General features: G+C 70.4%; 26 protein-coding genes. 13 read left to right on the top strand and 13 right to left on the bottom strand.

All coding sequences use genetic code 11. From position 1 onward, the window contains the following. Positions 1–67 precede the first annotated feature (67 nt). The 6 genes from ABGB06_RS17010 to ABGB06_RS16985 all read left to right on the top strand — a co-directional run bounded on the left by ABGB06_RS17010 (position 68) and on the right by ABGB06_RS16985 (position 6,578). Positions 68–754: a biliverdin-producing heme oxygenase gene (locus ABGB06_RS17010; protein ID WP_347590089.1), complete on the top strand. Its 687-nt coding sequence runs from the start codon at positions 68–70 to the stop codon at positions 752–754. A 101-nt stretch (positions 755–855) separates the two neighbouring features. Continuing rightward, a complete protein-coding gene (locus ABGB06_RS17005; RefSeq protein WP_347590087.1) occupies positions 856–2,484 on the top strand; it encodes an alpha-amylase family glycosyl hydrolase in 1,629 nt (542 codons plus the stop codon). 291 nt (positions 2,485–2,775) lie between these two features. Next, the gene (locus ABGB06_RS17000; protein ID WP_347590085.1) at positions 2,776–3,297 is read left to right on the top strand and encodes a DUF6879 family protein; all 522 of its coding nucleotides are present in this window, start codon (positions 2,776–2,778) and stop codon (positions 3,295–3,297) included. After that, positions 3,294–4,148, top strand: a complete 855-nt coding sequence (locus ABGB06_RS16995) for a helix-turn-helix transcriptional regulator (protein WP_347590084.1) — start codon at positions 3,294–3,296, stop codon at positions 4,146–4,148. The genes ABGB06_RS17000 and ABGB06_RS16995 overlap by 4 nt, the downstream gene beginning before the upstream one ends. A gap of 208 nt (positions 4,149–4,356) precedes the next feature. Beyond that, entirely contained in the window at positions 4,357–5,502 is a 1,146-nt protein-coding gene (locus ABGB06_RS16990; protein WP_347590082.1) for a protein-L-isoaspartate(D-aspartate) O-methyltransferase, read from the top strand. A 131-nt stretch (positions 5,503–5,633) separates the two neighbouring features. Beyond that, the gene (locus tag ABGB06_RS16985; RefSeq protein ID WP_347590081.1) at positions 5,634–6,578 is read left to right on the top strand and encodes a phosphotransferase; all 945 of its coding nucleotides are present in this window, start codon (positions 5,634–5,636) and stop codon (positions 6,576–6,578) included. Here ABGB06_RS16985 and ABGB06_RS16980 read toward each other — a convergent pair. The 4 genes from ABGB06_RS16980 to ABGB06_RS16965 form a co-directional block, all read right to left on the bottom strand. Further along, on the bottom strand, positions 6,575–7,063 hold the full coding sequence (locus ABGB06_RS16980; protein WP_347590079.1) for a GNAT family N-acetyltransferase: 489 nt from the start codon (positions 7,061–7,063) through the stop codon (positions 6,575–6,577). The two genes, ABGB06_RS16985 and ABGB06_RS16980, sit on opposite strands and share 4 nt — an antisense overlap. 90 nt (positions 7,064–7,153) lie before the next feature. Continuing rightward, positions 7,154–7,318 (bottom strand): hypothetical protein, encoded by a 165-nt coding sequence (locus ABGB06_RS16975; protein WP_347590077.1) that lies wholly within the window; start codon positions 7,316–7,318, stop codon positions 7,154–7,156. Then, on the bottom strand, positions 7,315–7,830 hold the full coding sequence (locus ABGB06_RS16970; RefSeq protein ID WP_347590075.1) for a hypothetical protein: 516 nt from the start codon (positions 7,828–7,830) through the stop codon (positions 7,315–7,317). Before ABGB06_RS16970 ends, ABGB06_RS16975 begins: the two co-directional genes overlap by 4 nt. A gap of 111 nt (positions 7,831–7,941) precedes the next feature. Continuing rightward, the gene (locus ABGB06_RS16965) at positions 7,942–8,217 is read right to left on the bottom strand and encodes a hypothetical protein (protein WP_347590073.1); all 276 of its coding nucleotides are present in this window, start codon (positions 8,215–8,217) and stop codon (positions 7,942–7,944) included. 130 nt (positions 8,218–8,347) lie between these two features. Here ABGB06_RS16965 and ABGB06_RS16960 point away from each other — a divergent pair, with 130 nt between their 5' ends. Next, on the top strand, positions 8,348–9,757 hold the full coding sequence (locus ABGB06_RS16960) for a glycoside hydrolase family 43 protein (RefSeq protein ID WP_347590072.1): 1,410 nt from the start codon (positions 8,348–8,350) through the stop codon (positions 9,755–9,757). On the opposite strand, the gene ABGB06_RS16955 is transcribed toward ABGB06_RS16960, so the two are convergent. Further along, positions 9,741–10,520 carry a class I SAM-dependent methyltransferase gene (locus tag ABGB06_RS16955; protein WP_347590070.1) on the bottom strand — a complete coding sequence of 260 codons (780 nt, stop codon included), beginning with the start codon at positions 10,518–10,520 and terminating at the stop codon, positions 9,741–9,743. The two genes, ABGB06_RS16960 and ABGB06_RS16955, sit on opposite strands and share 17 nt — an antisense overlap. A 10-nt stretch (positions 10,521–10,530) precedes the next feature. Beyond that, on the bottom strand, positions 10,531–11,100 hold the full coding sequence (locus ABGB06_RS16950) for a GNAT family N-acetyltransferase (RefSeq protein WP_347590068.1): 570 nt from the start codon (positions 11,098–11,100) through the stop codon (positions 10,531–10,533). 166 nt (positions 11,101–11,266) lie between these two features. On the opposite strand from ABGB06_RS16950, the gene ABGB06_RS16945 reads away from it, so the two are divergent. After that, positions 11,267–11,545 (top strand): type II toxin-antitoxin system Phd/YefM family antitoxin, encoded by a 279-nt coding sequence (locus tag ABGB06_RS16945; RefSeq protein WP_347590066.1) that lies wholly within the window; start codon positions 11,267–11,269, stop codon positions 11,543–11,545. A 20-nt stretch (positions 11,546–11,565) separates the two neighbouring features. On the opposite strand, the gene ABGB06_RS16940 is transcribed toward ABGB06_RS16945, so the two are convergent. Next, positions 11,566–12,168, bottom strand: coding sequence for a hypothetical protein (locus ABGB06_RS16940; protein WP_347590064.1), 603 nt, complete (start codon positions 12,166–12,168; stop codon positions 11,566–11,568). A gap of 207 nt (positions 12,169–12,375) precedes the next feature. On the opposite strand from ABGB06_RS16940, the gene ABGB06_RS16935 reads away from it, so the two are divergent. Beyond that, on the top strand, positions 12,376–13,206 hold the full coding sequence (locus ABGB06_RS16935) for a helix-turn-helix transcriptional regulator (protein WP_347590062.1): 831 nt from the start codon (positions 12,376–12,378) through the stop codon (positions 13,204–13,206). Next, positions 13,203–13,421, top strand: a complete 219-nt coding sequence (locus tag ABGB06_RS16930) for a DUF397 domain-containing protein (RefSeq protein WP_347590060.1) — start codon at positions 13,203–13,205, stop codon at positions 13,419–13,421. The genes ABGB06_RS16935 and ABGB06_RS16930 overlap by 4 nt, the downstream gene beginning before the upstream one ends. Positions 13,422–13,807: 386 nt before the next feature. Here the strand turns inward: ABGB06_RS16930 and ABGB06_RS16925 are convergent, their stop codons facing one another. Continuing rightward, positions 13,808–14,380: a hypothetical protein gene (locus ABGB06_RS16925; RefSeq protein WP_347590059.1), complete on the bottom strand. Its 573-nt coding sequence runs from the start codon at positions 14,378–14,380 to the stop codon at positions 13,808–13,810. Positions 14,381–14,528: 148 nt separating this feature from the next. On the opposite strand from ABGB06_RS16925, the gene ABGB06_RS16920 reads away from it, so the two are divergent. Continuing rightward, the gene (locus tag ABGB06_RS16920) at positions 14,529–15,086 is read left to right on the top strand and encodes a hypothetical protein (protein ID WP_347590057.1); all 558 of its coding nucleotides are present in this window, start codon (positions 14,529–14,531) and stop codon (positions 15,084–15,086) included. 134 nt (positions 15,087–15,220) lie between these two features. On the opposite strand, the gene ABGB06_RS16915 is transcribed toward ABGB06_RS16920, so the two are convergent. Next, entirely contained in the window at positions 15,221–15,589 is a 369-nt protein-coding gene (locus ABGB06_RS16915; protein WP_347590055.1) for a helix-turn-helix domain-containing protein, read from the bottom strand. Positions 15,590–15,651: 62 nt separating this feature from the next. On the opposite strand from ABGB06_RS16915, the gene ABGB06_RS16910 reads away from it, so the two are divergent. Then, entirely contained in the window at positions 15,652–16,062 is a 411-nt protein-coding gene (locus ABGB06_RS16910; protein ID WP_347590053.1) for a DUF4440 domain-containing protein, read from the top strand. Here the strand turns inward: ABGB06_RS16910 and ABGB06_RS16905 are convergent. From ABGB06_RS16905 to ABGB06_RS16890, 4 genes are all read right to left on the bottom strand, one after another. Beyond that, on the bottom strand, positions 16,026–16,316 hold the full coding sequence (locus tag ABGB06_RS16905) for a hypothetical protein (protein WP_347590052.1): 291 nt from the start codon (positions 16,314–16,316) through the stop codon (positions 16,026–16,028). The genes ABGB06_RS16910 and ABGB06_RS16905 overlap by 37 nt on opposite strands. 36 nt (positions 16,317–16,352) lie before the next feature. Further along, positions 16,353–17,699, bottom strand: a complete 1,347-nt coding sequence (locus tag ABGB06_RS16900; RefSeq protein WP_347590050.1) for a TRAP transporter large permease subunit — start codon at positions 17,697–17,699, stop codon at positions 16,353–16,355. A 117-nt stretch (positions 17,700–17,816) separates the two neighbouring features. Continuing rightward, entirely contained in the window at positions 17,817–18,728 is a 912-nt protein-coding gene (locus tag ABGB06_RS16895; RefSeq protein WP_347590048.1) for a CoA ester lyase, read from the bottom strand. Further along, complete coding sequence (locus ABGB06_RS16890; protein ID WP_347590046.1) at positions 18,725–19,912, bottom strand: CoA transferase; 1,188 nt, start codon at positions 19,910–19,912, stop codon at positions 18,725–18,727. The genes ABGB06_RS16895 and ABGB06_RS16890 overlap by 4 nt, the downstream gene beginning before the upstream one ends. A gap of 170 nt (positions 19,913–20,082) precedes the next feature. Here ABGB06_RS16890 and ABGB06_RS16885 point away from each other — a divergent pair, with 170 nt between their 5' ends. Then, positions 20,083–20,730, top strand: coding sequence for a GntR family transcriptional regulator (locus ABGB06_RS16885; protein ID WP_347590045.1), 648 nt, complete (start codon positions 20,083–20,085; stop codon positions 20,728–20,730). Positions 20,731–20,781: the final 51 nt, after the last annotated feature.

The raw sequence follows: 20,781 nt of genomic DNA, 5'->3' as shown, positions 1-20,781 counted from the left end.
TAAGTAGTCACCATGGGCGGGCGCGGCCAGCCTGCCGCGCGCCCGCCGCACGGCCTGGAGGCTCGGCATGACCACCGCGCTGGACGCCACGACCACCCCCTTCTCCGCACTCATCCGTCAGGCGTCGCACGAGCTGCACGACGAGGTGAACGGCTCCGCCTTCATGACCGAGTTGCTCGCCGGCCGGCTGGGCGTGGCCGCGTTCCGGCACTACACCGAGCAGCTGTGGTTCGTGTACCGCGCCCTGGAGGACGTCCCGCGGCCACTCACCGAGGACCCGGTGGCGGGCCCGTTCGTGCGCCCCGAACTGATGCGCACCGCGGCGCTGGAGCGCGACCTCGACCACCTGCACGCGCTGGAGGACGGCGACGACGACTGGCGCGCCTCGGCGACCCCGCTGCCGGCCACCGCCGGCTACGTCGCACGGCTCCGCGAGGTGGCCGGGGACTGGCCCGGCGGGTACGTCGCCCACCACTACACCCGGTACCTGGGGGACCTGTCGGGCGGTCAGGTGGTGCGCGGCACCGCCGAGAAGGCATGGGGCCTCACCCGCAAGGGCGACGGCGTGCGGTTCTACGTCTTCGACCTGATCGGCAACCCGGCCGCGTACAAGCGCGAGTACCGCGCCCGGCTGGACGCCGTGCCGGTCGGCGCCGACGAGAAGCTGCGCATGGTGGAGGAGTGCCGGCACGCCTTCGCGCTGAACTCCGCGGTCCTCACCGAGCTGGGCGCCGCGGCCGGCGCGCTCCCCTGACGGTCCCACGCCGCTGACGGTGCGGCGTGCGAGGCTGGGACCGTGACCGGTGGACGCCGGTCACGGACCCGCCCGCTCCCGCACGAAAGGGCCGTAGCCGCATGCCCCCCACGTCGCCCTCCCCGCACCCGCACCACGTGCCGTCCTGGCTGGCCGACGCCGTGCTCTACCAGATCTACCCGCAGAGCTACGCCGACTCGAACGGCGACGGGATCGGCGACTTCGACGGCATCACCGAGCGCCTCGAGTACCTGGAGTGGCTCGGGGTCAACACCGTCTGGCTCAACCCCTGTTTCGCCTCCCCCTTCCGGGACGCCGGCTACGACGTGTCGAACTACCTCGCCGTCGCCCCGCGGTACGGCACCGACGACGACCTGGCCGAGCTGGTGGACAACGCGGCGCGGCGCGGCATCCGGGTGATGCTCGACCTGGTGGCCGGGCACACCTCGGACCAGCACCCCTGGTTCACGGCCGCCGCCAACGACCCCGACGACCACCGGTACATCTGGACCACCGGCGAGGAGCCCGGCGGCGACGCGGTCCTGCCCGACCGCTTCGTCCGCTCGCCCGGCAGCCGCCCCGGCGGCTACCTGAAGAACTTCTTCGACAGCCAGCCCGCGCTCAACTTCGGCTACGCCCGGCCGCACCCCGAGGAGCCCTGGCGGCAGTCGGTCGACGCCGAGGGCCCACGCGCCAACCGGAAGGCGCTGCGGGACATCATGAACCACTGGCTCTGCCTCGGGCTGGCCGGCTTCCGCGTGGACATGGCCCACTCGCTGGTCAAGGACGACCCGGGTCTGAAGGAGACCCGCCGGCTGTGGACCGAGCTGCGCGGCTGGCTGGACCGCACCCACCGACAGGCCGCGCTGCTGGCCGAGTGGGGCGACCCCGAGCAGTCCGTGCCGGCCGGCTTCCACTCCGACTTCTTCCTCCAGTTCGGCGGCACGGACGACGGCCTCCCGATGCGCTCGCTGTGGAGCAACGGCCACGGCACGGTCAACGAGAACTGGCCGCCGTTCACCACCTACTTCGACGCCGAGGGACGCGGCTCGTTCGACGAGTTCCTGGCGGCCTGGCAGTCGGCCACGACCGCCATCGGCGACCGCGGCTTCGTGTCGCTGCCCACCTCGAACCACGACTTCTCCCGGCTGGCCTGCGGCCCCCGCACGGCCGAACAACTGCCCCCGGCCTTCGCCTTCCTGCTCACCTGGCCCGCCCTCCCCGCCATCTACTTCGGCGAGGAGATCGGCATGCGGTACATCCCCGACCTCCCCGACCACGAGGGCAGCGTGCTCGGCCCGCACTACAACCGGGCCGGCTCCCGCACCCCGATGCAGTGGGACGACACCGCCAACGCCGGCTTCTCCACCGCCCCGGCCGACCGCCTCTACCTCCCGATCGACCCCGACCCCGCGCGCCCCACGGTCGCCGCCCAGCGCGCCGACGAGGGCTCCCTGCTGCACCTGGTGCGCCGCCTCATCGCGCTCCGCAAGGCCACCCCCGAGCTGGGCAGCCGCAGCCCGGTCGAGGTCCTGCACACCGGCTACCCCCTCACCTACCTGCGCGGCGACCGCCACCTCGTCGTCATCAACCCCCGCCGCGACCCCGTCACCCTCGACCTCCCCCACCCCGCCCTGACCACGGCCCGCCCCCTGGACCACTCCGGCGTCACCCTCACCACCCAGTCCATCCGAGCCGACGGCTTCTCCCACGGCATCTTCGAGCTCTGACGGTGTGTTTATGCAAGGACGCGCATAGCGGTTGCCGCGCTCAAGTTGATAGCTCTACGCTCATGGTCGATCACACGAAGCATCGGGAGAGGGTGCTGATGGACCTACGCTTAATCGCCGGCGGGCCGTGTGGAATGTCGGATGAAGAGGACTGCGGGGAAGACGACTGTCCTGGGGTCTATGTCACCGATCGGCGCACGATTGCCGTGCAGGGGGCTGTGGTCGACCGTCCGGTCCCGGAAGGAGAGGCCATCGTGGAGATTCCCGAGCGCCTTCTGAGGGAGGCGGCTCGTGCGCTTGGACGGTGAGGAGTGGCCTCGCTTCTTCGACTCCTTCAAGCGAGCCGCATGGCGGCTGGAGACTCTGCCTGTCTACCGGATGCCCGGCGAACAGGACGACTTGGCGCGGTTTCGGGCGACGGGCAAGGTCGAGGTTCCCGAGGACAGTGCATGGCGGAGACGAATCCGCCATTTCTGCGCCACCGGGCGGACGATCGGACGCGTGCACGTGGTGACCCGACCCCTCACGGACTACCTGCGATGGGAGTTCGCCTTCCAGGCTCACAGCGTGCGGGCCGGTGAGGAGATCCGCGTCCTGGACCTCACCGACCGCGCGAATCCGGGACTTCCTGGTCAGGACTTCTGGATGTTGGACGACCAGATCGTGGAGATGCGCTACGACTCCGAGGGACATCAGATCGGGCGCTTCCTCCTCGACGACCCGGATCTCGACCAGTACCGGGAGTGGAAGCGAATCGCCGTCGAGCATTCCGTTCCACTCGCGGAGTTCGAGGAAGCGCACCTGGCTCGTTGACCATAGACCCCCGGCAGGCCGGCAGCGACCGCAGAGACCTCGCGCAGGCGCTGAGGTCCCTGCGGCTCGCCTCCGGCCTGTCGGGGGAGCGGCTGGCCGTCCGTTGCGGGATGAGTCAGTCGAAGATCTCACGCATCGAGACCGGACGAGTGCTTCCCAGCGTGGTCGACGTGCGACAGATCGTCCGCGCACTCGAGGTGGATGACGAAACAGTCGCACAACTCGTCTCGCTGGCAAGAGTCGCGAACACTGAGTACGAGGACGTTCGCGCTTCGGTGCGGCGCGGACTTCATCACCGGCAGCGTGAGCTTGCCTCCCTGGAATCGTCGGCCACCCATCTCAGATACTTCCTCCCGACGATGCCCACAGGGCTGATCCAGACGGCTTCCTACATGCATGCGGCGATGTCTCATCCCATGGCGGCAGCTCATGGTGATGTCGCCCGGGTGATCGCACTCAAACTTCAGCGGCAGGAGGCGCTGCGTGACACGAGCAAGCGCTTCGACTTCCTGCTGACCGAGTCGGCGGTCCGGTGGAGACTGTGCTCCCCGGAGGTCATGAGCCTTCAGATCGACAGACTGGTGGAGCTCTCGTTCCAGCCCAGTATCAGAATTGATGTGTTGCCGCTGCTCAGATTCGTCCCGGAGGCTCCCTTTCAGACGTTCACCGTGTACGACCGAGCGCTGGTTACTGCGGAACTCTTCTCGGGACGCATCGTCCTCCGCGATCCGAAGGACGTCGACCATTACACCGCCCTGTTCGAGTACTTCCAGCAGCACGCCGATACCGGCGACGACGCCAGGCGTCTCCTGCGGCGGTGGGCCGACGAGTTCCGTGCCGAGGCCGAATAATGCGGGTACGCGAATAGCCCTGGAATTCCCGGCTGTTGCGGGGCCAAGGTGGGACGGCCAGCGGAACCAGCAACTCGGAGGAAAAAGTGGGAGCGCACGCCAAGCCGCCGCCGAACGCGGACCAGCCGGCGCCGCAGCCGAAGGCGCCGCCGAACAACAGCGACGGGCAGACGGACGCGTTGAAGCCAGGGAACGGAAAGCACGGGAAGTGAACGAGCGTGATGTGCACGCCCTGCGCCAGCGGCTCACCGAGTCGCTGGCGCGGGCCGGGGAGTTCGGGCAGGACTGGATGCGAGCGGCGTTCGAGCGCGTCGCGCGCCACGCGTTCGCGCCGGACGAGGTGTGGGTGTGGGACGAAGGCGTTGGCGGGTGGGCGTCCGTCGAGCGGCGGGAGGAACCGGACCGCTGGGCCGAGTTGGTGTACGGGGACGCCGCGCTGGTCACGCAGGTCGACGACGGGAACACGCGGTCCGGGGCCGGTGCGCTGGGTCGCGAGGCCACCAGCTCGATCAGCGCGCCCGGGGCCGTGGTGAACATGCTCGCCGCGCTCGACCCGCGGCCGGGGGAGCGGGTGCTGGAGATCGGTACCGGCAGCGGATACAACGCCGCACTGCTCTGCGAGCGGGTGGGGGACCGCGGCGTCACCTCCGTGGAGATCGACCCGGTGCTGTTCCGCTGTTCCATCCAGGCGCTGTGCGCGGTCGGCTACCGGCCGCACGTGGTGCTCGGCGACGGCGAGGCGGGTTGGCCCGCGGGAGCTCCGTACGACCGGCTGATCTCGACGGCCTCCGTACGGCGCGTTCCCCCGGCGTGGCTGGAGCAGGTGCGGCCGGGCGGGGTGATCGTCACGCCGTGGTTCCCCAACTATCACGGCCGGGGCCTGATCCGGCTGCGGATGCGGGGTGACGGCACGGCGCGCGGCGGCTTCTGCGGCGGCGAGACGTTCATGCCGGTGCGCGGCCAGCGCGTTCGCCCGCTGGACGTCGGCGGCGTGTGGGCGGCCACCCACGACCGCGCGGAACGAATCCCGGGCGCCGCACCGGACCTGCGCGACCTGGACGCGCACGGCGAGTTCGCGCTGAGCGTCCGCCTCCCCGGCGTGGGCTGTTACCGCCAGGAGCCGGACGGCTGGTTCTTCCTCGCCGGCGACAACTCCGCCTGGGCGCGGATCGCGGGGGCCGACACGTACCGCTACGGCGACCGCGACCTGCTTGCCGAGGTCGCGGCGGCCGTGCGCTGGTGGCGCGAGAACGGCCGCCCGCGCCTGTCCGCCTACACGGTCACGGCCACCAGGGACCGCCAGACCATCCGCCTCCACGACTCGGAGGCGCCACCCGCCGGCACGATCTGCTGACTGAGGCGTGTCTCCTCTGCCTGGTGAGGCTCGCGGCATACTGGCCGAGTGAGTTCTCCGCGTTACCGGGCCCTGACCAACGAGCATCGGCGGGACCGGCCATCCGAGCCGGCGATCGGCCCTTCGAGCCGATGAACGAGGGCACCCATCCCGAAGAACTGCCGGCCGAGGTCCTGGACGACGTGGCCAGCGTGGTCGGGGCAGAAGTCACTCCTCTCGGTCGCCTACCCCGAGGCGTCAACGGGGTTGCCGTGCGCGTCCAGTTGGTCGGAAGGGCGAACGCGGTGCTCAAAGCGGCGCCTCGGGCACACCCCGACCAACTGGCCGAGACGTTGCGAGCCCGGAGAATCGTCGAGCACATGCGTGGGCGCGGCTACCCCACCCCGGCCTGGCTCGGAGTGGGGGCCACCGCCACTCATGTGTGGCATCTGATGGACTTCGTTGACGCGGCTCCCGCGCCAGAGCTGACCCCGTCCCTCGTTGAGCAGCTGATGGAGATCATCGAACTCCAGGCTGGCCAGGCCTCCGAGCCCTACGACCACTGGTCGTATGCCTGGCGGGTCGCCACCGGTCAGGATCCGGCTGTCGCCGGGCCGGATGTCAACGAGACGCCCGAGCAGTCGCTTCTCCGCCAGTCCCTGGCCAGGCTTCCGGGGTATTCCTCCGAGGTGTCGGCCCTGGTCGAGTGCCTGCGGCTGGTGTGTGCCGACGTCCCACCACCACGAGAGGCACCCGACATGGTCCATGCCGATCTCGCAACGCCGGGCAACGTCCTGGTCCGTGACGGAGCGGTGGTGGCGGTCGTGGATATCGGGAACGCGGGTAGCGGCACGCGGGCGACCGATCTCACCACCCTCGTGTGGTACACCTTCCGGGATCCGCTGCTGGACGGTGTCCGCAGGCGGCTGTGGACGAGAATCTTCGACCTGGTCGGCTGGGAGGGGGCGGCGGTGCTCGCAGCGGCACATATCCTCCACATGCTCGAGATCCCCATCCGCGACGGGCGCCACGATGCCGTTCCAGGGGTGGTCAGGCGCGGCCATCGCGCCCTCGACGAGCTGAACGCGCTTCGCTAGACGAGGCGCTTCCGCATCATCGTGCACACCGTCTCGTAGCGGCGCACCGAGCCGTCAGGACCCAGCTCGTCCCATGCGGCGGGCTCGCTGCCGTACGCGACGTAGCCCAGCCGTTCGTAGAGCGTCCGCGCTCGCGGGTTGACCTCCTCCACGTCGAGCTCGGCCAGCCGGAGGCCGCGGGCCGTGATGCGCCGCTCCGCGGACCGGACGAGGAACGTGCCGACTCCGCAGGAGCGCAGCGCGGGATGGACGACCAGCTGCCACAGCATGCCGGCGTTCTCCCGCACCCGGTAGTCGACTCCGCCGATGGCCACGGGCAATCCCGAGGGCGGGCAGACGGCCAGGTAGTCCACCTCATCCAGCTCGGCCCTGCCCAACTGCTTCGCCACCGAGTCCAGATGCAGGGGCGACCCGGCCCAACCACAGGCCCCCAGGTCGGCAGCGACCAGGTCACGAACCGAGAGAGCCACCGAAACCTCGACCACCAGCACTACCTCCGGCCGCCCAGACTCGACCCCCACCGCCCCGACCGCAAGCCGTTTTCCCTCGCGGCGGGCGCTACCCCGCTACGGACGTCACCGCTTACCCGCGTCAGGGTCCTCATCGAGCAGCTTGGCCGCGGCGACGGGGTCCATGAGGTTGGACCACGCCTGTTCGGCGGGCAGCAGGTCGCGTTCGGGCAGGGCGTACTCGGGATACCAACCGTCAGCCTCGCAGCCCGGAACGTTCCCGAGGATCACGGTCGCGAGGTTCCCCGGGACCGAGCCGGTGATCCGGACGGCGACGTACGTCTCGTGCCCGTGTCCGCCCGCACCTGGAGGCCGAGGGCGAAGCTCTCGAACTCGCCCGTGTGCTCGCGTCCGTCGCACAACGAGGCGCGGACCAGGTCACCGATCGTCGCGCGCAGGCGGCGCAGGAGACGGACCGCGCCCTCGGCCTGATAACGGATATGGTCCTCGTGGTTCGGCAGCAGGTGCACGGTGTGCGTGTTCGTCCTGAGGCTGTCGGCGTGGGTGGCGTTGTGGCGGGTCCGAGCCGCCGCGCCCTCCGCGGTCAAGGCGGCGTAGAAGTCGTCGGATGAACCATCCTCCCGACGCCCGGCGGCCACCAACCAGGGCAGATCGACGTTCAGCCAGACCGCCCCGCGCCACCGCTGGACCTTGACCTTGAACAACACCCGGTCATCAATCGCTCGGATGCGCTCGTGCCGTGTGGCGTCTTCCGAGAACTGTCGCTCCGTCTTCGCGATCAACGGATGCTCCAGCTCGTCCAGTGGGACGGTCACCGGGGGCAGGGCAACATCGAGGTCCTGGCGCAGGCAGCGCAGAGTCGGTCGAGATGGTCACACTGGGCGATTGTCTCATTACTCCTCGACGCCGCCGACCGCGTCGATCTCCTCCGATGTCAGTCCGGTCAGCATCATGACGTCCCCCTTCAGCGAGCCGTCCAGTACGCGCAGCGCCTCGACCATGCCGGCTCGCAGCTCCTCGCGCCGCTGCTCCAGATAGACGCGCACCGCCTCGGCGACGAGGTCCTTCTTCGTGAGCCCGAGGAAGTGCGCGCCCTGGCTGATCAACTTGTCGGTATCCGGATCCACCTTCAGGGGGGCCTGCCGCCCCGCCTTCGCCGTCGCCGGCATGCGACCACCTCCTGAGGTCATAGTACCTCAGTACCTCATTCTCGCCCTGGGTGATCCGTTTGAGCGATGGGCGTTGACGTGTACGCGGCGTGTGTTTACGGTTTGGTCGATGTGCCGAACTCTGTTCGAAATGGTGAACGCGAAGAGAGATGAGGAGCCGCACGTGAACCCACCCCGTTTCAGACCCTCCCGCCGCACCGTGCTGCACGGGCTGGCCGCCCTGCCCGCCGCGGGGCTCGTCCTGGGGGAGGCGCCCGGGGCGTTGGCCGCGGCGCCGCCCCGGGGGTCCGCCACCCGGTACACCATCGTGCCGTTCCTCAACAGCAACGACGGCACCGTCAACGTCTACCAGTCCGACGACGCCACCGACTTCCGGCTCGCCAGGGCCTCCGCCTACACGCCGCCCAGCAACCGGGTCCGCGACGCCAGCATCCTCAGGCACACCGACGGCTACTACTACCTCACCTACACCACCCACACCTGGCAGGACCCCAGCAGCACCATCGGCTTCGCGCGCAGTTCCGACCGCCTGAGCTGGACCTTCCTGTACGACCACCCGGTCCCCATCGCGAACCTCTCCCGGGCCTGGGCGCCCGAATGGTTCGTCGACAGCGACGGCAGCGTCAACGTCATCGTGTCCTGCTCCACCACCAACGACGAGTGGATCTTCACCCCGTACCTGCTCAGGGCCAGCAACGCCGCGCTGACCGCATGGGGTTCGCCCGTCGCGCTGTCCGGCATCGGCGCCAACCACATCGACACGTTCGTCGTGCGGATCGGCTCCACCTACCACGCCTTCACGAAGAACGAGACGACCAAGTACATCGAGTACGCCACCGCGTCCCGCGTCACCGGCCCGTACAGCATCAGCAGGACCGGCAACTGGGCGGGCTGGGGCGGCACCCGCGAGGGCCCCGCGCTGGTGCAGCTCGACAGCGGCGGCTGGCGGATCTTCTACGACGGCTACGGCGACGGCACCTACTACTACAGCGACAGCTACGACACCTTCGCCACCTGGACCACCCCGGCCGGCCTGCCCGGCATCTCGGGCATGGCGCGCCACTTCACCGTGCTCAGGGAGACGGTGTCCGGCGGCGTCAGCCTCGGCACCGGCGTCACCCGCTCCTTCCAGTCCGTCAACTACCCCGCCCAGTACTGGCAGGAGCAGTCCGCGCTGCTCAACCTCGCCGCGGTGACCGCCTCCAGCACCGCCGCGCAGAAGCAGGCCGCGACGATCACCGTCGTCCCCGGCCTCGCCGACGCGAACGGCTACTCCCTCCGCAACGCGGCCGGCGCCTACCTGCGGCACTACGACTTCCGCGGGCGGTTCGACGCCGACGACGGCACGGAGATCTTCGCCCGCGACGCCACGTTCGTCGGCCGGACCGGCACGTCCTCCGGCTCCGTCCGCTTCGAGTCGTTCAACTACCCGGGACGCTACCTGCGCCACTACGACTACCAGCTCCGCGTGGACGTGTCGGACGGCACCGACCTCTACCGCCAGGACAGCTCCTTCACCCCCGTCACGGCGTGGGCGTGAACCGCCGGTACCGCTCGGCGGCGACGATCAGGAAGTTGGGGAGGTGCACGTAGCTCTCGATGCCGGATGCGGTGGCGGCCGCCTCCCGCGCGACGTCGGGATCGAGGCCGGGCTCGGCGATCTCGCGCAGCCGGCACCCGAGGGCCGCCAGCTCGTTGAGGTAGGCCGAGATCGGACGGTGGAAGTCGGTGGCGTAGGTGAGGGGTATCGCGTACTCCTCCAGGTAACGCCTCGTCCGGTACGCCCCGTGTTCCCGCCAGGTGGTCAACAACTGCTCGAAGGCCGGGTGGTTGACGGAGAAGACGAACAGCCCACCCGGCCGCAGCGCCCGCACACAGGCCCGCATGGCCGGCCTCCAGTCCGGGATGGCGGGCAGCACCATGCTGCAGACGACGGCGTCGAACCCGTCGCCTTCGTCGTGGACGTCGTGGAGGTCCGGCAGCCGGGTCAGGTCGGCCTGGACGTAACGGATGCCCTGCGGGTGGGCACGCTCCTTCTCCCGGGCGTAACCGAACATCGCGTCGGTGGGCTCGACGCCGGTGACGCGGGCGCCGCGTTCGGCCAGCATGCGGCTGAAGTAGCCGTGGCCGCATCCGGCGTCCAGGATCCGCTGGTCCCGCACGTCGCCGAGCATCCGCAGCAGCACCGGGTTGATCAGATGGCGCTTGGCGAAGTCGCCGTCCGGCTCCATCGCTTCCAGCGCCTCGCGGGGCAGGGTGTTCCACTGCCGGATGGCGTCCTCGTTCGTCGGTTGGCTGGTCATCGGCAGACTCTCACGGCTCCATCGAGAAGCGACGGCAGACGTGCACCCGGCTGAACCGCTCCCGCATGGTCCGCTCGTCGCGCAGGTCACCGTGCAGGAAGACGGTCATGGGGTGAAGTTCCGGCCTGCGGTCGGCGATCGCCCGGTCCGGCTCCGCCGCGTCGGCGTAGTGGTTGGCGAAGACATGGAGGTAGTGCTCGCTCTCGGCGAAGCCCATCGCCCGGTACCACCGCAACGTCTCCGGGTCGTCGCGGGTCCAGGCGTCCAGCGTCGCGCTCCCGACGCGTCGGACGCGCGCACGGGCCTCGGCGAGCAGGGCGCGGCCGATGCCCCGGTGCTGGTAGTCGGGATGCACCGCGACGGTGTCGATGGTGGCCAACTCGCCCTCGACGGTGACATCCATGACGCCGACGACGAGCCCGTCGTCCGCCACGGCGACCAGTTCGAAGCCGGGCGGATCGATGTCCGTCTTGGCCTTCTTCACGTTGTCGAAGTAGGCGGTACCGAGGAAGGAGAGCACCCGGCAACGCAGCCAGGAGGTCTCGTCGGCGGGCGCGTACTCACGTATCGCGTAGCTCAAGGTGGTGATCCTCAACGTGGGTGGCGGGTTCCGGATGACGGAGGTCGCGAAGTTGAGGGATCACCCGGCCATTCTGCGGCGTCGCCCGGCACCGAGGCAATCGGGATTCGTCGCCTCAGCCGTTGCCACCGGCCCCGGAGAGGTGCCCGACGCCTACACTGAGTTCATGAGCGATGACACGCCGCCGCCTGGTCTGACGAGGGAAGGACCCTGGGAGACCATCCCCATCGCCGACGCACAGACGCGCCTGGGCGAGCTGGCCGCCCACGTGGCCGCCAGCCGGCGGGACGTTGCCCTCACGGACGAGAAGGGCCGTGTCGTGGTTCTGCTCGTCAGCCCTCAGGCTCTTGAGGACCTGGAGGACGATCTGGCCCTCGCGCAGAACAGGCTCGACGAGTTGGACGGCGTCGAGGCGACGCCGCACGACGAGTTCGTGCGGCCGTGACTTCCATGACCTGAGCTCGGCTATGCCGTGAGTTCGGCGGCGAGGTCCACGACCGTGCAGCGGCGGAGTTCCGCGACGAGTTGGGAGGCCAGGAACCAGGCGCGGTGGCGGTGGGTGTACGGGAGGAGGCCGCCGCCGGCCCTGGTCAGGCGGCCGCTGGCGTCCGGCACGTAGAAGTCGCCGTAGACCGCCCGGGCCCTGGGCCGCCGGACGCGGACGGCCAGCGGCGCGGTGCTGTCCGAGAGATGCGGACAGTGCCGCAGGGCGATGCCGGCGCAGGGCAGGCAGACCGGCGGCTTCATGCTGTGCATGCCCTCGACGACCTCGGCCGCGTCGGCCGCCGCGACCAGGTACAGCCACCCCTGCCCTGTCCGGCTGGCCGGCCCGCCGCACACCTGACACAGGTTCTCCAGCAACGCCCGGCGCTGCCGGGCGGGGTGCACGACGCGGAACCTGGGTGTCCCCTCGCCGGGCGCCCAGACCAGCCGGCTCCACAGCACGCCGTGTGCGTCCCGGTCGGCCGCCGTCTCGTCCTCGTAGCACAGCCCTGTCCCGTCCCGGCGGACGGCCAAGGCGCGGCCCGCGCATACGCGTTCGGCGCTCCACGGCGTGATGTACGGCACGGGGATTTCCTTCGGTCCCCACGTCAACGGGCGGGGACGCGCCGCATCGAGTTCGTCCATGTCGTCAGCCTCCGCAGGGTCGTGGATGCGTGTCCGTTCGACCAGGACAACGCGCGACTCGTTCGGGTGACGCGACTTGAAGGCCGATGCGCAAGCCCACTACCTGCTGCGATGCTGCTCGCGTCCCCAAGGCGAGAGGTCACGGCGTTGGACGAGACGGCCCCTGCTGCGCACTTGAACCCGCTCCAACGCTTCGGTGCGGACGTCAAGAAGCTGCGCCTCACGCGGAAGCTGACGCAGAAGCACCTCGGCACGGCCGCCGGCTACTCCGAGGCCTACGTGAGCCGCGTCGAGGCCGGGAAGTTGCTGCCCAGGCCGAGCGTGAAGTTCGCCCAGGGCTGTGACAGGGCGTTCGGTACTGGGGAGTTGTTCGCGGACCTGCTGCGCCGCATCGACGAGGGCGACCATCCGTCGTGGTTCGTGCCCTACCTCAACCTGGAACGCAAGGCGTCGCGGATCCTGGACTACTCCGCGACCCTGGTGAAGGGTCTTCTCCAGACCGAGGACTACGCGCGGGCCATCTTTCGCAGTTACTTCCCCGACGAGGAAGCGGAGGTGATCGACGGCAAGACCGCCGCGCGTGTGCGGCGCCGCGAGATCTTCGAACGAGACGCTCCGCCGTTGCTCTGGATCATCCTCAACGAGGCGTGTCTCCGTACGGTGGTGGGCGGCTCGGAGGTCATGGTCGGCCAGCTGCAGTATCTTCGGGCCGCTGCCGCGTCACCCCACATCCGACTCCAGGTGCTGCCGTTCACGGCGGGCGTTCCGGCCGCGTCCACGAAGCCGTTCACCGTGTTGCACTTCGACGACTCGCCCACCGTGCTCTATACGGAGACGCGAGTGGGCGGCAGGATGCACGACTCCGCCAAGACGGTCACTGCCGCGCTGGACGATTATGATCTGCTCAGGGCGCACGCGTTCTCGCCCGAACAGTCGCGGAACCTGATCACCAGCTTGATGAAGGAGTACCGCGGATGAGTGTGATCCGGGACCTCACCGCAGTCGAGTGGCGTAGGTCCTCTCACAGTGACGCCAACGGCGGCGACTGCGTCGAGTTCTCGCGAAGCAGCGTCTCATCCGGCGTCGTTCCCGTCCGGGACAGCAAGAACCCCCACGGCCCCGCGCTGGTCGTTCCGTCGACGAGTTGGGGCGTCTTCGTCCGGGCCGTGGCGCGGGGTCAGGTCGCGAGCTGAAGGCCGGCTCCCCTCCCGACCACGAGGTCATCCCGGACAGCGAGCGGAGCGTCACAGGGGCCACTCATGGGCCCGCCCGTCCGGGGCGGTGAAGCGGAGGGTCTGACCCCCCCGGGTGGCCGTGATGGTGAACCACTCACGGCGCGGTCGGTTCATGCCGAGCCAGTGGTCGTGGGCGTTCTCGATGTCCGCCCAGAGATCGCGAGGCCCCGAGGTGACGACCGTTGCCCCGGGGCCCTGACGGCGGTCCGTGACGCGTGCTGTCGAGCCGTCCATGGGATCGTGGAGGGTCGTCGTGTGGGTCCCCTCCACACTCTCGTATGTCCGAACCGTGGTGACGGACATGTGCAGTTGGGCGAAGCGACGCGAGGGTCATCGTCTTCCCGTCATGCCGGTTCCACCACCGGGTGGATCGGTGGCAGACCCCACATCTCCAGGGGGTCGCCGTTCAGCCACTCGGTGAGGAAGTCGCACATGCCGCCCTCGAAAACGGACCAGACGTCGCTCCTTGTCGCGATGACGGTCGGCCACCGCTCCGGATCGCCAGGCGACGTGTCCCAGAAGAACATGTCTCCCTCGAGGGAGTCTCCCCACGGCAGCAGGCCACCCGCCCGCGGATAGGCCGCATAGCCCCTGCTCATGTCGCGTCTCGACCAGTCGCCGAGAATCTCCAGTCCGGATCTCACGTCCCGGAGGAACTGTTCGCAGTCCTCGGGCCCGGGCGGGGTGAGGCGGACGAAGTCGTCGATCACGACGGCACCGAAGCGGTCGGCGAACGCCCTGAAGTCACCGGGCAGATCGGTGCCCAGCCGTCCGGTGACCTTGTCCCAGTCGATCGAGGCGGACTGGCGGGCCTCAAGGTGACGCAACGCGGGCAGGGCCAGCGTCAGTCGTTCGACGGGGTTCGGCGATGTCGGGCCGATCTCCGCGTCCGGATGTCGCCGCGCGTGCCGTTCCACGATGTCCCTCCCGACGTTCGGTGACGCCTCCCCAGCGTCCGACCGGTCCGGACGAGGATGTCACGGACGTCCGACAACCAGGGTCAGCCAGTGTCAGTGTCAGTGGCAGGCGGCATGCTGGGGCTCCGTGGGGGAGAGGAGTCGTGGGATGGCGATGCGGGTGGTCAGTCGTCGGCGGGCGCGGGCCGCGGTGAGTGCGACGTTTCCGAGGGCGGAGATCGTCGACGTGACGTCCAGGGGCCCCGAGCCGTGGGCGCGGTTCAGTCCGTTCTTCCCGCACGGCGGGATACCGGTGCCGTTCTCGGAGGGGGTGACCAGCCAGTCGGTTGAGGGGATCTGGCAGGCGCTGAAGGTCTTCGAGGGCGCGGACGTCGATCCGACGCGACTCGGCGTCACGACGATGCGGGGACTGAAGCGGACGGTGCGGCGGTACGGGCCGGTCCGGGGGCACCGCGCGGGGCTGGAGGGCGACGGGCTGCTGCCGTACGAGGCGGCGCGGCGCCGCATCTACCTGCCGGCGTACCGGTGGGTGTTGGAGCACCGCGTCGCCGACCTGGTCGAGCGGCTGCGCGCCGCGGAGGACGTGGTGCTCCTGGACTACACGACCAACGGGGACGTCGCCGATCTCGGCAGCCCGCTCTCCCACGCCGCACTGATCCAGCTCCACATCGAGGACCGCTGGCCCCGGGAGGAGGGCTTCCGGTAGGGGCAGTCCGAAGACGCCCCATGGTCAACGCTGTGTCCGGGGTGTCTCCCACAAGGCGCTGATGGGGATGGCGCGGAAGTGAGGGCCGAAGGGGAGGGCCTGCTGGCCCCCGGCGGACTGCCGGCCTGCGGCGGCTACCCGTCCCGTGCTCCCCAGTCCCACAGGGCCTGGAGGACCGGGCCGAGGCGGTGGCCGTGGGGGGTGAGGGTGTAGCGGACCCGTGGGGGCCAGCCCGGGTGGCGGTCGCGGTGGACGACGCCGGTGGCGGTGAGGTGGGAGAGGCGGTCGGTGAGGACCTTGTCCGACAGGGTGGGGAGGGCCCGCCTCAGGTCGCTGTAGGACCGGCTGCCGCGGAGGAGTTCGCGTATCACCAGGGTGGTCCACCGGCCGCTCAGGGCGGCGAGCGTGATCTCCACCGGGCAGGTGGGGGTGGGCGCCGGGGCGGTGGTGTGCGGGTGGTCGGGGAGTCCGGGTGGTGGGTGACCAACCGTTTGGTGAGCCACGAGGGCACCTCCTAGCGTCTGGGTCACGTCGATTGTCCGCCCACGGAAGGACGCACCCCATCATGCGAGAGCTGGCCAGGGAGCCGGACGAGGTGCCCGCGGTGTTCGCCGAGCGGTTCAACAGTGGTGACGCCGCCGCGCTGGCCGAGGTCTACGAGGACGCCGGGGTGCTCGTCCCGGAGCCGGGGCGACCCGTGACGGGTGCCGATCTGAACGCCGCCAACGGCCGCCTCCAGGGGCTCGGCGTTCCGATCCGGGTCGCGTCCCGACACGTCTACCGCAACGGGGACGTCGCGTTGCTCGTCGTGGACTGGGTCATCGCCGGCACCGGGCCGGACGGAGCGGCGGTGCGGGTCGAGGGCACGGCGACGGACGTGGCCCGCCGCGGCCCGGACGGCCGCTGGCGGTACGCCATCGACAACCCCTTCGGCGTCGCTCAGTCCTCGCCGCCGCTGTCCCAGGAGAAGAGATAGGACATGGCGAACGCGAGCAGGCCGGTGAGCCCCGCGACGACCGTCATGGCCCTGCCGATGGTGTCGACGGCCCCGGAGACCAGGCCGGGGTCGCCTCCGGCGACGCCGATCGCCTGGCTGACGACCACGACGAGGCCGAGCAGCAGGAAGACGACGAGGCCGGTCTTGAACAGGGGCATGGTGACGCGCCGCGCCAGGGCGAGCGGGCCCCGGGCGCCGGATGCGCCGGACGAGTCGGGTGTGTTGGTGCTCATGTCGATCCTTCCCGGAGGGGGTGGACGGGTGGGCTGCTAGGCGAACAGCGGCAGGGCGCCGACGGCGACGAGGACCCCGATCGCGAGGACCGGGAGCACGAACCAGAGGATGAGCCGGACGAAGGTGCGGGCCGGATCCACGCCGGCGATGCCACTGGCGATGTAGATCGGCGCCGCGCCGGGCGGCGACGCGCCCTCGGTCGAGGCGAAGATCAGCACGGCGGTCGCCGCGGTGGCCGGGGAGGCGCCGGCGGCGGTGAGCGCGCTGAAGGCGACGCCGCCGATGGCCGCGATGGTGGCGGTGCCCGTCAGGGGGGAGGCGACGACGACGATGAGGATTCCGACCAGGCTGGCGACGACCCACAGCGGGGCGTCGAGCCGGTTCATCATGGTCGTCAGCTGGTCCACCAGGCCGAGTTCGCCCAGGCTGCCGGCGGCCGCGAAGGCGAAGAACAGAGTGGCGCCGATGACGGCGTAACGGGGCGCCATGTCGCCGAGCATGACGCCGTACTCCCTGGGGGTGCGCGGCAGGCGCCGCGCCGCCACCAGCAGGGTGGCGAGCAGCGTCAGCACGGGGATCCAGACGACGATGCTGATGTCCTCCGTGGCGGCGGCGCCCACCCGGGACTCGAGGAAGTCCACGCCGACGTCGAGCGTCATCAGCACGGGGATGGCGATGCCGACGTAGACGAGCATCGAGGCGAAGCCCTGTTTCAGGGCGAGGCGGAACGGGGTGATGTCGTCGGCCCGCATGGCCTCGATCCGGTAGCGACGGGTCCAGACGAAGACCACGACGAACCGGTAGAGCACGGTCCAGAGGCCGCCGACGAGGCTGGCGACGAACAGTTCGTCCGCGGTGAGCACGGGGGACACCGCCGCCGAGCCGAGCAGCAGGAACATCGACGAGCTCGGCGGAATGGAGATGCCGAGGCCCGCGTTGCCGGCGACGAGCGAGGCCGCCAGGTCGGGACGCCAGTGGGACCTGATCATCCAGGGGATGGTCACGGAGCCCACGGAGGCCGCGATTCCGGAGCCGGATCCCGAGGGGCCGCCGAGCAGCGCCGCCGTCGAGGTGGACACGTAGGCGGAGCCGCCCCTGAGCCTGCCGAACACCGAGTTGAGCAGGGTGACCTGCTCGTCGATGAGGCCGAGCCTGGTCAGCAGGTAGCCCATGAAGACGAACGCCAGGGCGGCGAAGACGACCTCCTCGGACAGCGCCACGTCGAGCCCCGTCCCCACCAGGTCCGGCGCGTCGGCGCCGCCGAAGAGGCACACCACCAGGAAGCCGACGAGCATGGCCTCGCCGATGCTGCGTTTCAGGACGCCGTTCCAGGCGACGATGGTGACTATGTAGGCGATGAGTGCCCAGACCGCTGTGCCCACGAGGAGTTCCTTTGGTCGTACCGGCGTATGTGTTTCGGGGGTTGACTGACATGGGTGGTGCCATCGCCGGATGGGGGTGGGTCGGGGCGTTGGGTGACACCGGTGGCTCGGGAGCGCTCAGGCGAGTCGATCCGCCAGCGCGAGGATTCCGCGAGCCTTGGTGACGATGGGGGCGTCGACGAAGCGGCCGTCCGGTAGGGCGAGCGCTCCGACGCCGTGGATTCCGGCCCGGTCGGCCGCGTCGACGACCTCCCGGGCGCGGGTGATCTCTTCGGGGCCGGGTGTGAAGGCGGCGCGGATCGCGGGAATCTGCCGCGGGTGGATCGCGGTGCGCCCGAGCATCCCGAGGCCCCGCCCGTGCGCGCAGGACGCCAGCAGGCCGTCCCGGTCGCGGACGTCCGGGTAGACGGACATCGGCACCGGGCCGAGCCCGGCCGCGGCGGCGGCCAGCACGACCCGCAGCCGGAGCTGGTCGAAGGCGGTCTCGAGGCCGATGGAGAGCGCGGCGGCCAGGTCCTGTTCGCCGAGCGCGAGGCCCGCGACCCGCGGATGCGCGGCGATCGCGTCGACGTTCGCCAGGCCGCGCGCGGACTCGATCAGCGCGTGCGCCCTCGTCGGCTGGGTCCCGAACGCCTCGTCGACCGCGGCGAGGTCGTCCGCGGAGTCGACCTTGGGCAGCCGGAGGGCGTCCAGCCCCGGCACCCCGACGAGGGCCGCGAGGTCGTCCCGACCCCGCGGGGTCGCCAGGTCGTTGACGCGCACGTGAAGCGCCGGTCCCTCTGGTCCGGCCGGTCCGGCCGGTCCGTCCGGTTTCTCGCCGGTGTTCCGTCCGGCCAGGTACCGCACGGCGTTCTCCCGCGCCTCGTCCTTGCGGGCCGCGTCGACCGCGTCCTCCAGGTCGATGATCACGACGTCGGCGCCGCTAACCGCGGCCTTGTCGAACCGGTCCGGGCGGTCACCCGGGACGTAGAGCCAGGTGATGGGCAGGGGCGTGCCGGGCGTGCCGGTCGCGCTGGTCGGCGTGGTCATGCGATGACCCCCCGCTCGCGCAGCAGGTCGATCTCCTCCGGGTCGTAGCGCAGGCCCGCCAGGATCTCGTCGGTGTGCCGCCCCAACGGTGGCCCGGGCCAGCGGACCTCGCCCGGACTCCGGGACAGGCGGAACAGCACGTTCTGCATCGTGACCGTGCCCAGTTCCTCGTCGGGCAGGTCGATGAACGTGTCCAGGGCCGCGTACTGCGGGTCCCTGGCGATGTCCGACACGTCGTACACGGGGGCGATGGCGGCCTGCGCCCGGGTGAACTCCGCGAGCACCTCGTCGGCGTCCCGCTCCGCGATCCAGGAGCCGACCGCCTCGTCGAGCTCCTCGACGTGCCGGACCCGGCCGTGGCCGGTGGCGAACCACGGCTCCCGGGTCAGCTCGGGCCGGCCGACCAACCGCAGCACGCGCTCCGCGACCGGTTGGGCGCTGGTGGAGACCGCGACCCAGCGGCCGTCCCGGGTGCGGTAGGTGTTGCGCGGAGCGTTGCTGGTGGAGCGGTTGCCGGTCCGCTCGGGGATCACGCCCAGAGCTCGGTAGGCGGTCATCTGCGGTCCGAGGATGGCCAGGATCGGCTCGATGATCGCCATGTCGATGATCTGGCCTCGCCCGCTGGCCTCGCGGTCCTTCAGCGCGACCATGATCGCGAACGCCATGGCGAGCCCGGCGATCCCGTCGGCCAGCGCCAGCGGCGGCAGCACCGGCGGTCCGTCCGGCTCCCCGGTGCTGGTGGCGAATCCGCTCATGGCCTCGGCCAGCGTGCCGAACCCGGGCTGCGCCGACATCGGCCCGAACTGCCCGAAGCCGGTCATCCGGGCGACGATCAGCCGGGGATTGATCTCCAGCAGCTCCTCGGGCGCGAGCCCCCACCGCTCCAGCGTCCCGGGGCGGAAGTTCTCCACCAGAACGTCGGAGTCCTCGACGAGCCGCCGCATGATCCGTCGCCCCTCGGGGGTCGAGAGGTCGACCGCGGCCGTGCGCTTGTTACGGGACAGCGTCTTCCACCACAGGCCGACCCCGTCCACGGCCGCCCCGTGCCCACGGGAGGGATCTCCTCTCCTGGGGTGCTCGATCTTGATCACGTCGGCGCCGAAGTCGCCCAGCATCATGGCCGCGGTGGGGCCGGCGAAGAGGGTGGCGGTGTCGATGATCTTCAGATCGGCGAGGCTTGTCATGGCGCTGTAACTTATAAGATATACAGTGCAAGTCAAGGGGGTCGTCGAATCCCGCCTCCCGAGCCGGCTTCCCGAGCAGGACTCACGCGAGATACTTCATGACCGGGGGTCATGAGAATCGAAGGGCAGCGATGCAGCCAGGTGAGCAGGCGGGGGGCGTCCGCCAGCCGATGAGTAAGGCCGACTACGTCTACGAGGTGCTTCGGGACGAGATCCGCAACGCCCGGGTCCCCGGCGGCACCCAGCTCAAGGCCGCGCACGTCGCCCAGCGCCTCGGGGTCTCGATCACCCCCGTCCGCGAGGCGCTGCGCCGGCTGGAGAAGGACCGGCTGGTCAGCTACCAGAGCCATCGCGGCGCCACCGTGATCGATCTCAGCGACGAGGCCCTGCTCGAGTTCTACAGCCTGCGCGCGGTGGTGGAGGGGCTCGGCGCCAGGCTCGCCGCGGACCGGATCACCCCGGAGCAGCTCGCCGGGCTGCGCCGGATCCACCGGCAGATGACCGAGGACCTGGCGCACCAGCGCAGGGACCAACTCGGCGAGCAGAGCCGCCAACTGCACCTCGCGATAGCCGGCATCGGGGGCCCGGCCTTCCTCGGACAGCACGCCCACACCATCCGGGACAGCTTCCCGGTGCCCGCCGAGGCGTCGCTGTGGCTGGACACCGAACAGGCCGAACGACACCTGCTGGAACACGCGCGGCTGCTCGACGCGCTCGAGGCCGGCGACGGCGAGACCGCCGAGCGCATCATGATCGGACACGTCACGGCCAGCGGCGCCTACCGGGTGAACGGACAACCGTCGGAGGACCGGGCGTAACGGTCCGACCACGGACCCGCCGGATCGGCGCTTGCCGTGGAGCGCACTCCA

This window comes from Streptomyces sp. B6B3, assembly GCF_039871525.1.
Taxonomy (GTDB): Bacteria; Actinomycetota; Actinomycetes; order Streptomycetales; family Streptomycetaceae; genus Streptomyces.
The sequence above is the reverse complement of the archived record's forward strand: the minus strand, read 5'-3'. Positions and strand labels throughout refer to the sequence as shown.

Bases quoted from the DNA above. Each gene is read 5' to 3' on its own strand.
- ABGB06_RS16910 (WP_347590053.1), top strand. From the start codon at position 15,652: ATGCGAGAGCTGGCCAGGGAGCCGGACGAGGTGCCCGCGGTGTTCGCC.
- ABGB06_RS16985 (WP_347590081.1), top strand. From the start codon at position 5,634: ATGAACGAGGGCACCCATCCCGAAGAACTGCCGGCCGAGGTCCTGGAC.
- ABGB06_RS16955 (WP_347590070.1), bottom strand. From the start codon at position 10,520: ATGACCAGCCAACCGACGAACGAGGACGCCATCCGGCAGTGGAACACC.
- ABGB06_RS17005 (WP_347590087.1), top strand. From the start codon at position 856: ATGCCCCCCACGTCGCCCTCCCCGCACCCGCACCACGTGCCGTCCTGG.
- ABGB06_RS16905 (WP_347590052.1), bottom strand. From the start codon at position 16,316: ATGAGCACCAACACACCCGACTCGTCCGGCGCATCCGGCGCCCGGGGC.
- ABGB06_RS16960 (WP_347590072.1), top strand. From the start codon at position 8,348: ATGGTGAACGCGAAGAGAGATGAGGAGCCGCACGTGAACCCACCCCGT.
- ABGB06_RS16930 (WP_347590060.1), top strand. From the start codon at position 13,203: ATGAGTGTGATCCGGGACCTCACCGCAGTCGAGTGGCGTAGGTCCTCT.
- ABGB06_RS17010 (WP_347590089.1), top strand. From the start codon at position 68: ATGACCACCGCGCTGGACGCCACGACCACCCCCTTCTCCGCACTCATC.
- ABGB06_RS16920 (WP_347590057.1), top strand. From the start codon at position 14,529: ATGGCGATGCGGGTGGTCAGTCGTCGGCGGGCGCGGGCCGCGGTGAGT.
- ABGB06_RS16890 (WP_347590046.1), bottom strand. From the start codon at position 19,912: ATGACAAGCCTCGCCGATCTGAAGATCATCGACACCGCCACCCTCTTC.
- ABGB06_RS16885 (WP_347590045.1), top strand. From the start codon at position 20,083: ATGAGTAAGGCCGACTACGTCTACGAGGTGCTTCGGGACGAGATCCGC.
- ABGB06_RS16895 (WP_347590048.1), bottom strand. From the start codon at position 18,728: ATGACCACGCCGACCAGCGCGACCGGCACGCCCGGCACGCCCCTGCCC.
- ABGB06_RS16965 (WP_347590073.1), bottom strand. From the start codon at position 8,217: ATGCCGGCGACGGCGAAGGCGGGGCGGCAGGCCCCCCTGAAGGTGGAT.
- ABGB06_RS16945 (WP_347590066.1), top strand. From the start codon at position 11,267: ATGAGCGATGACACGCCGCCGCCTGGTCTGACGAGGGAAGGACCCTGG.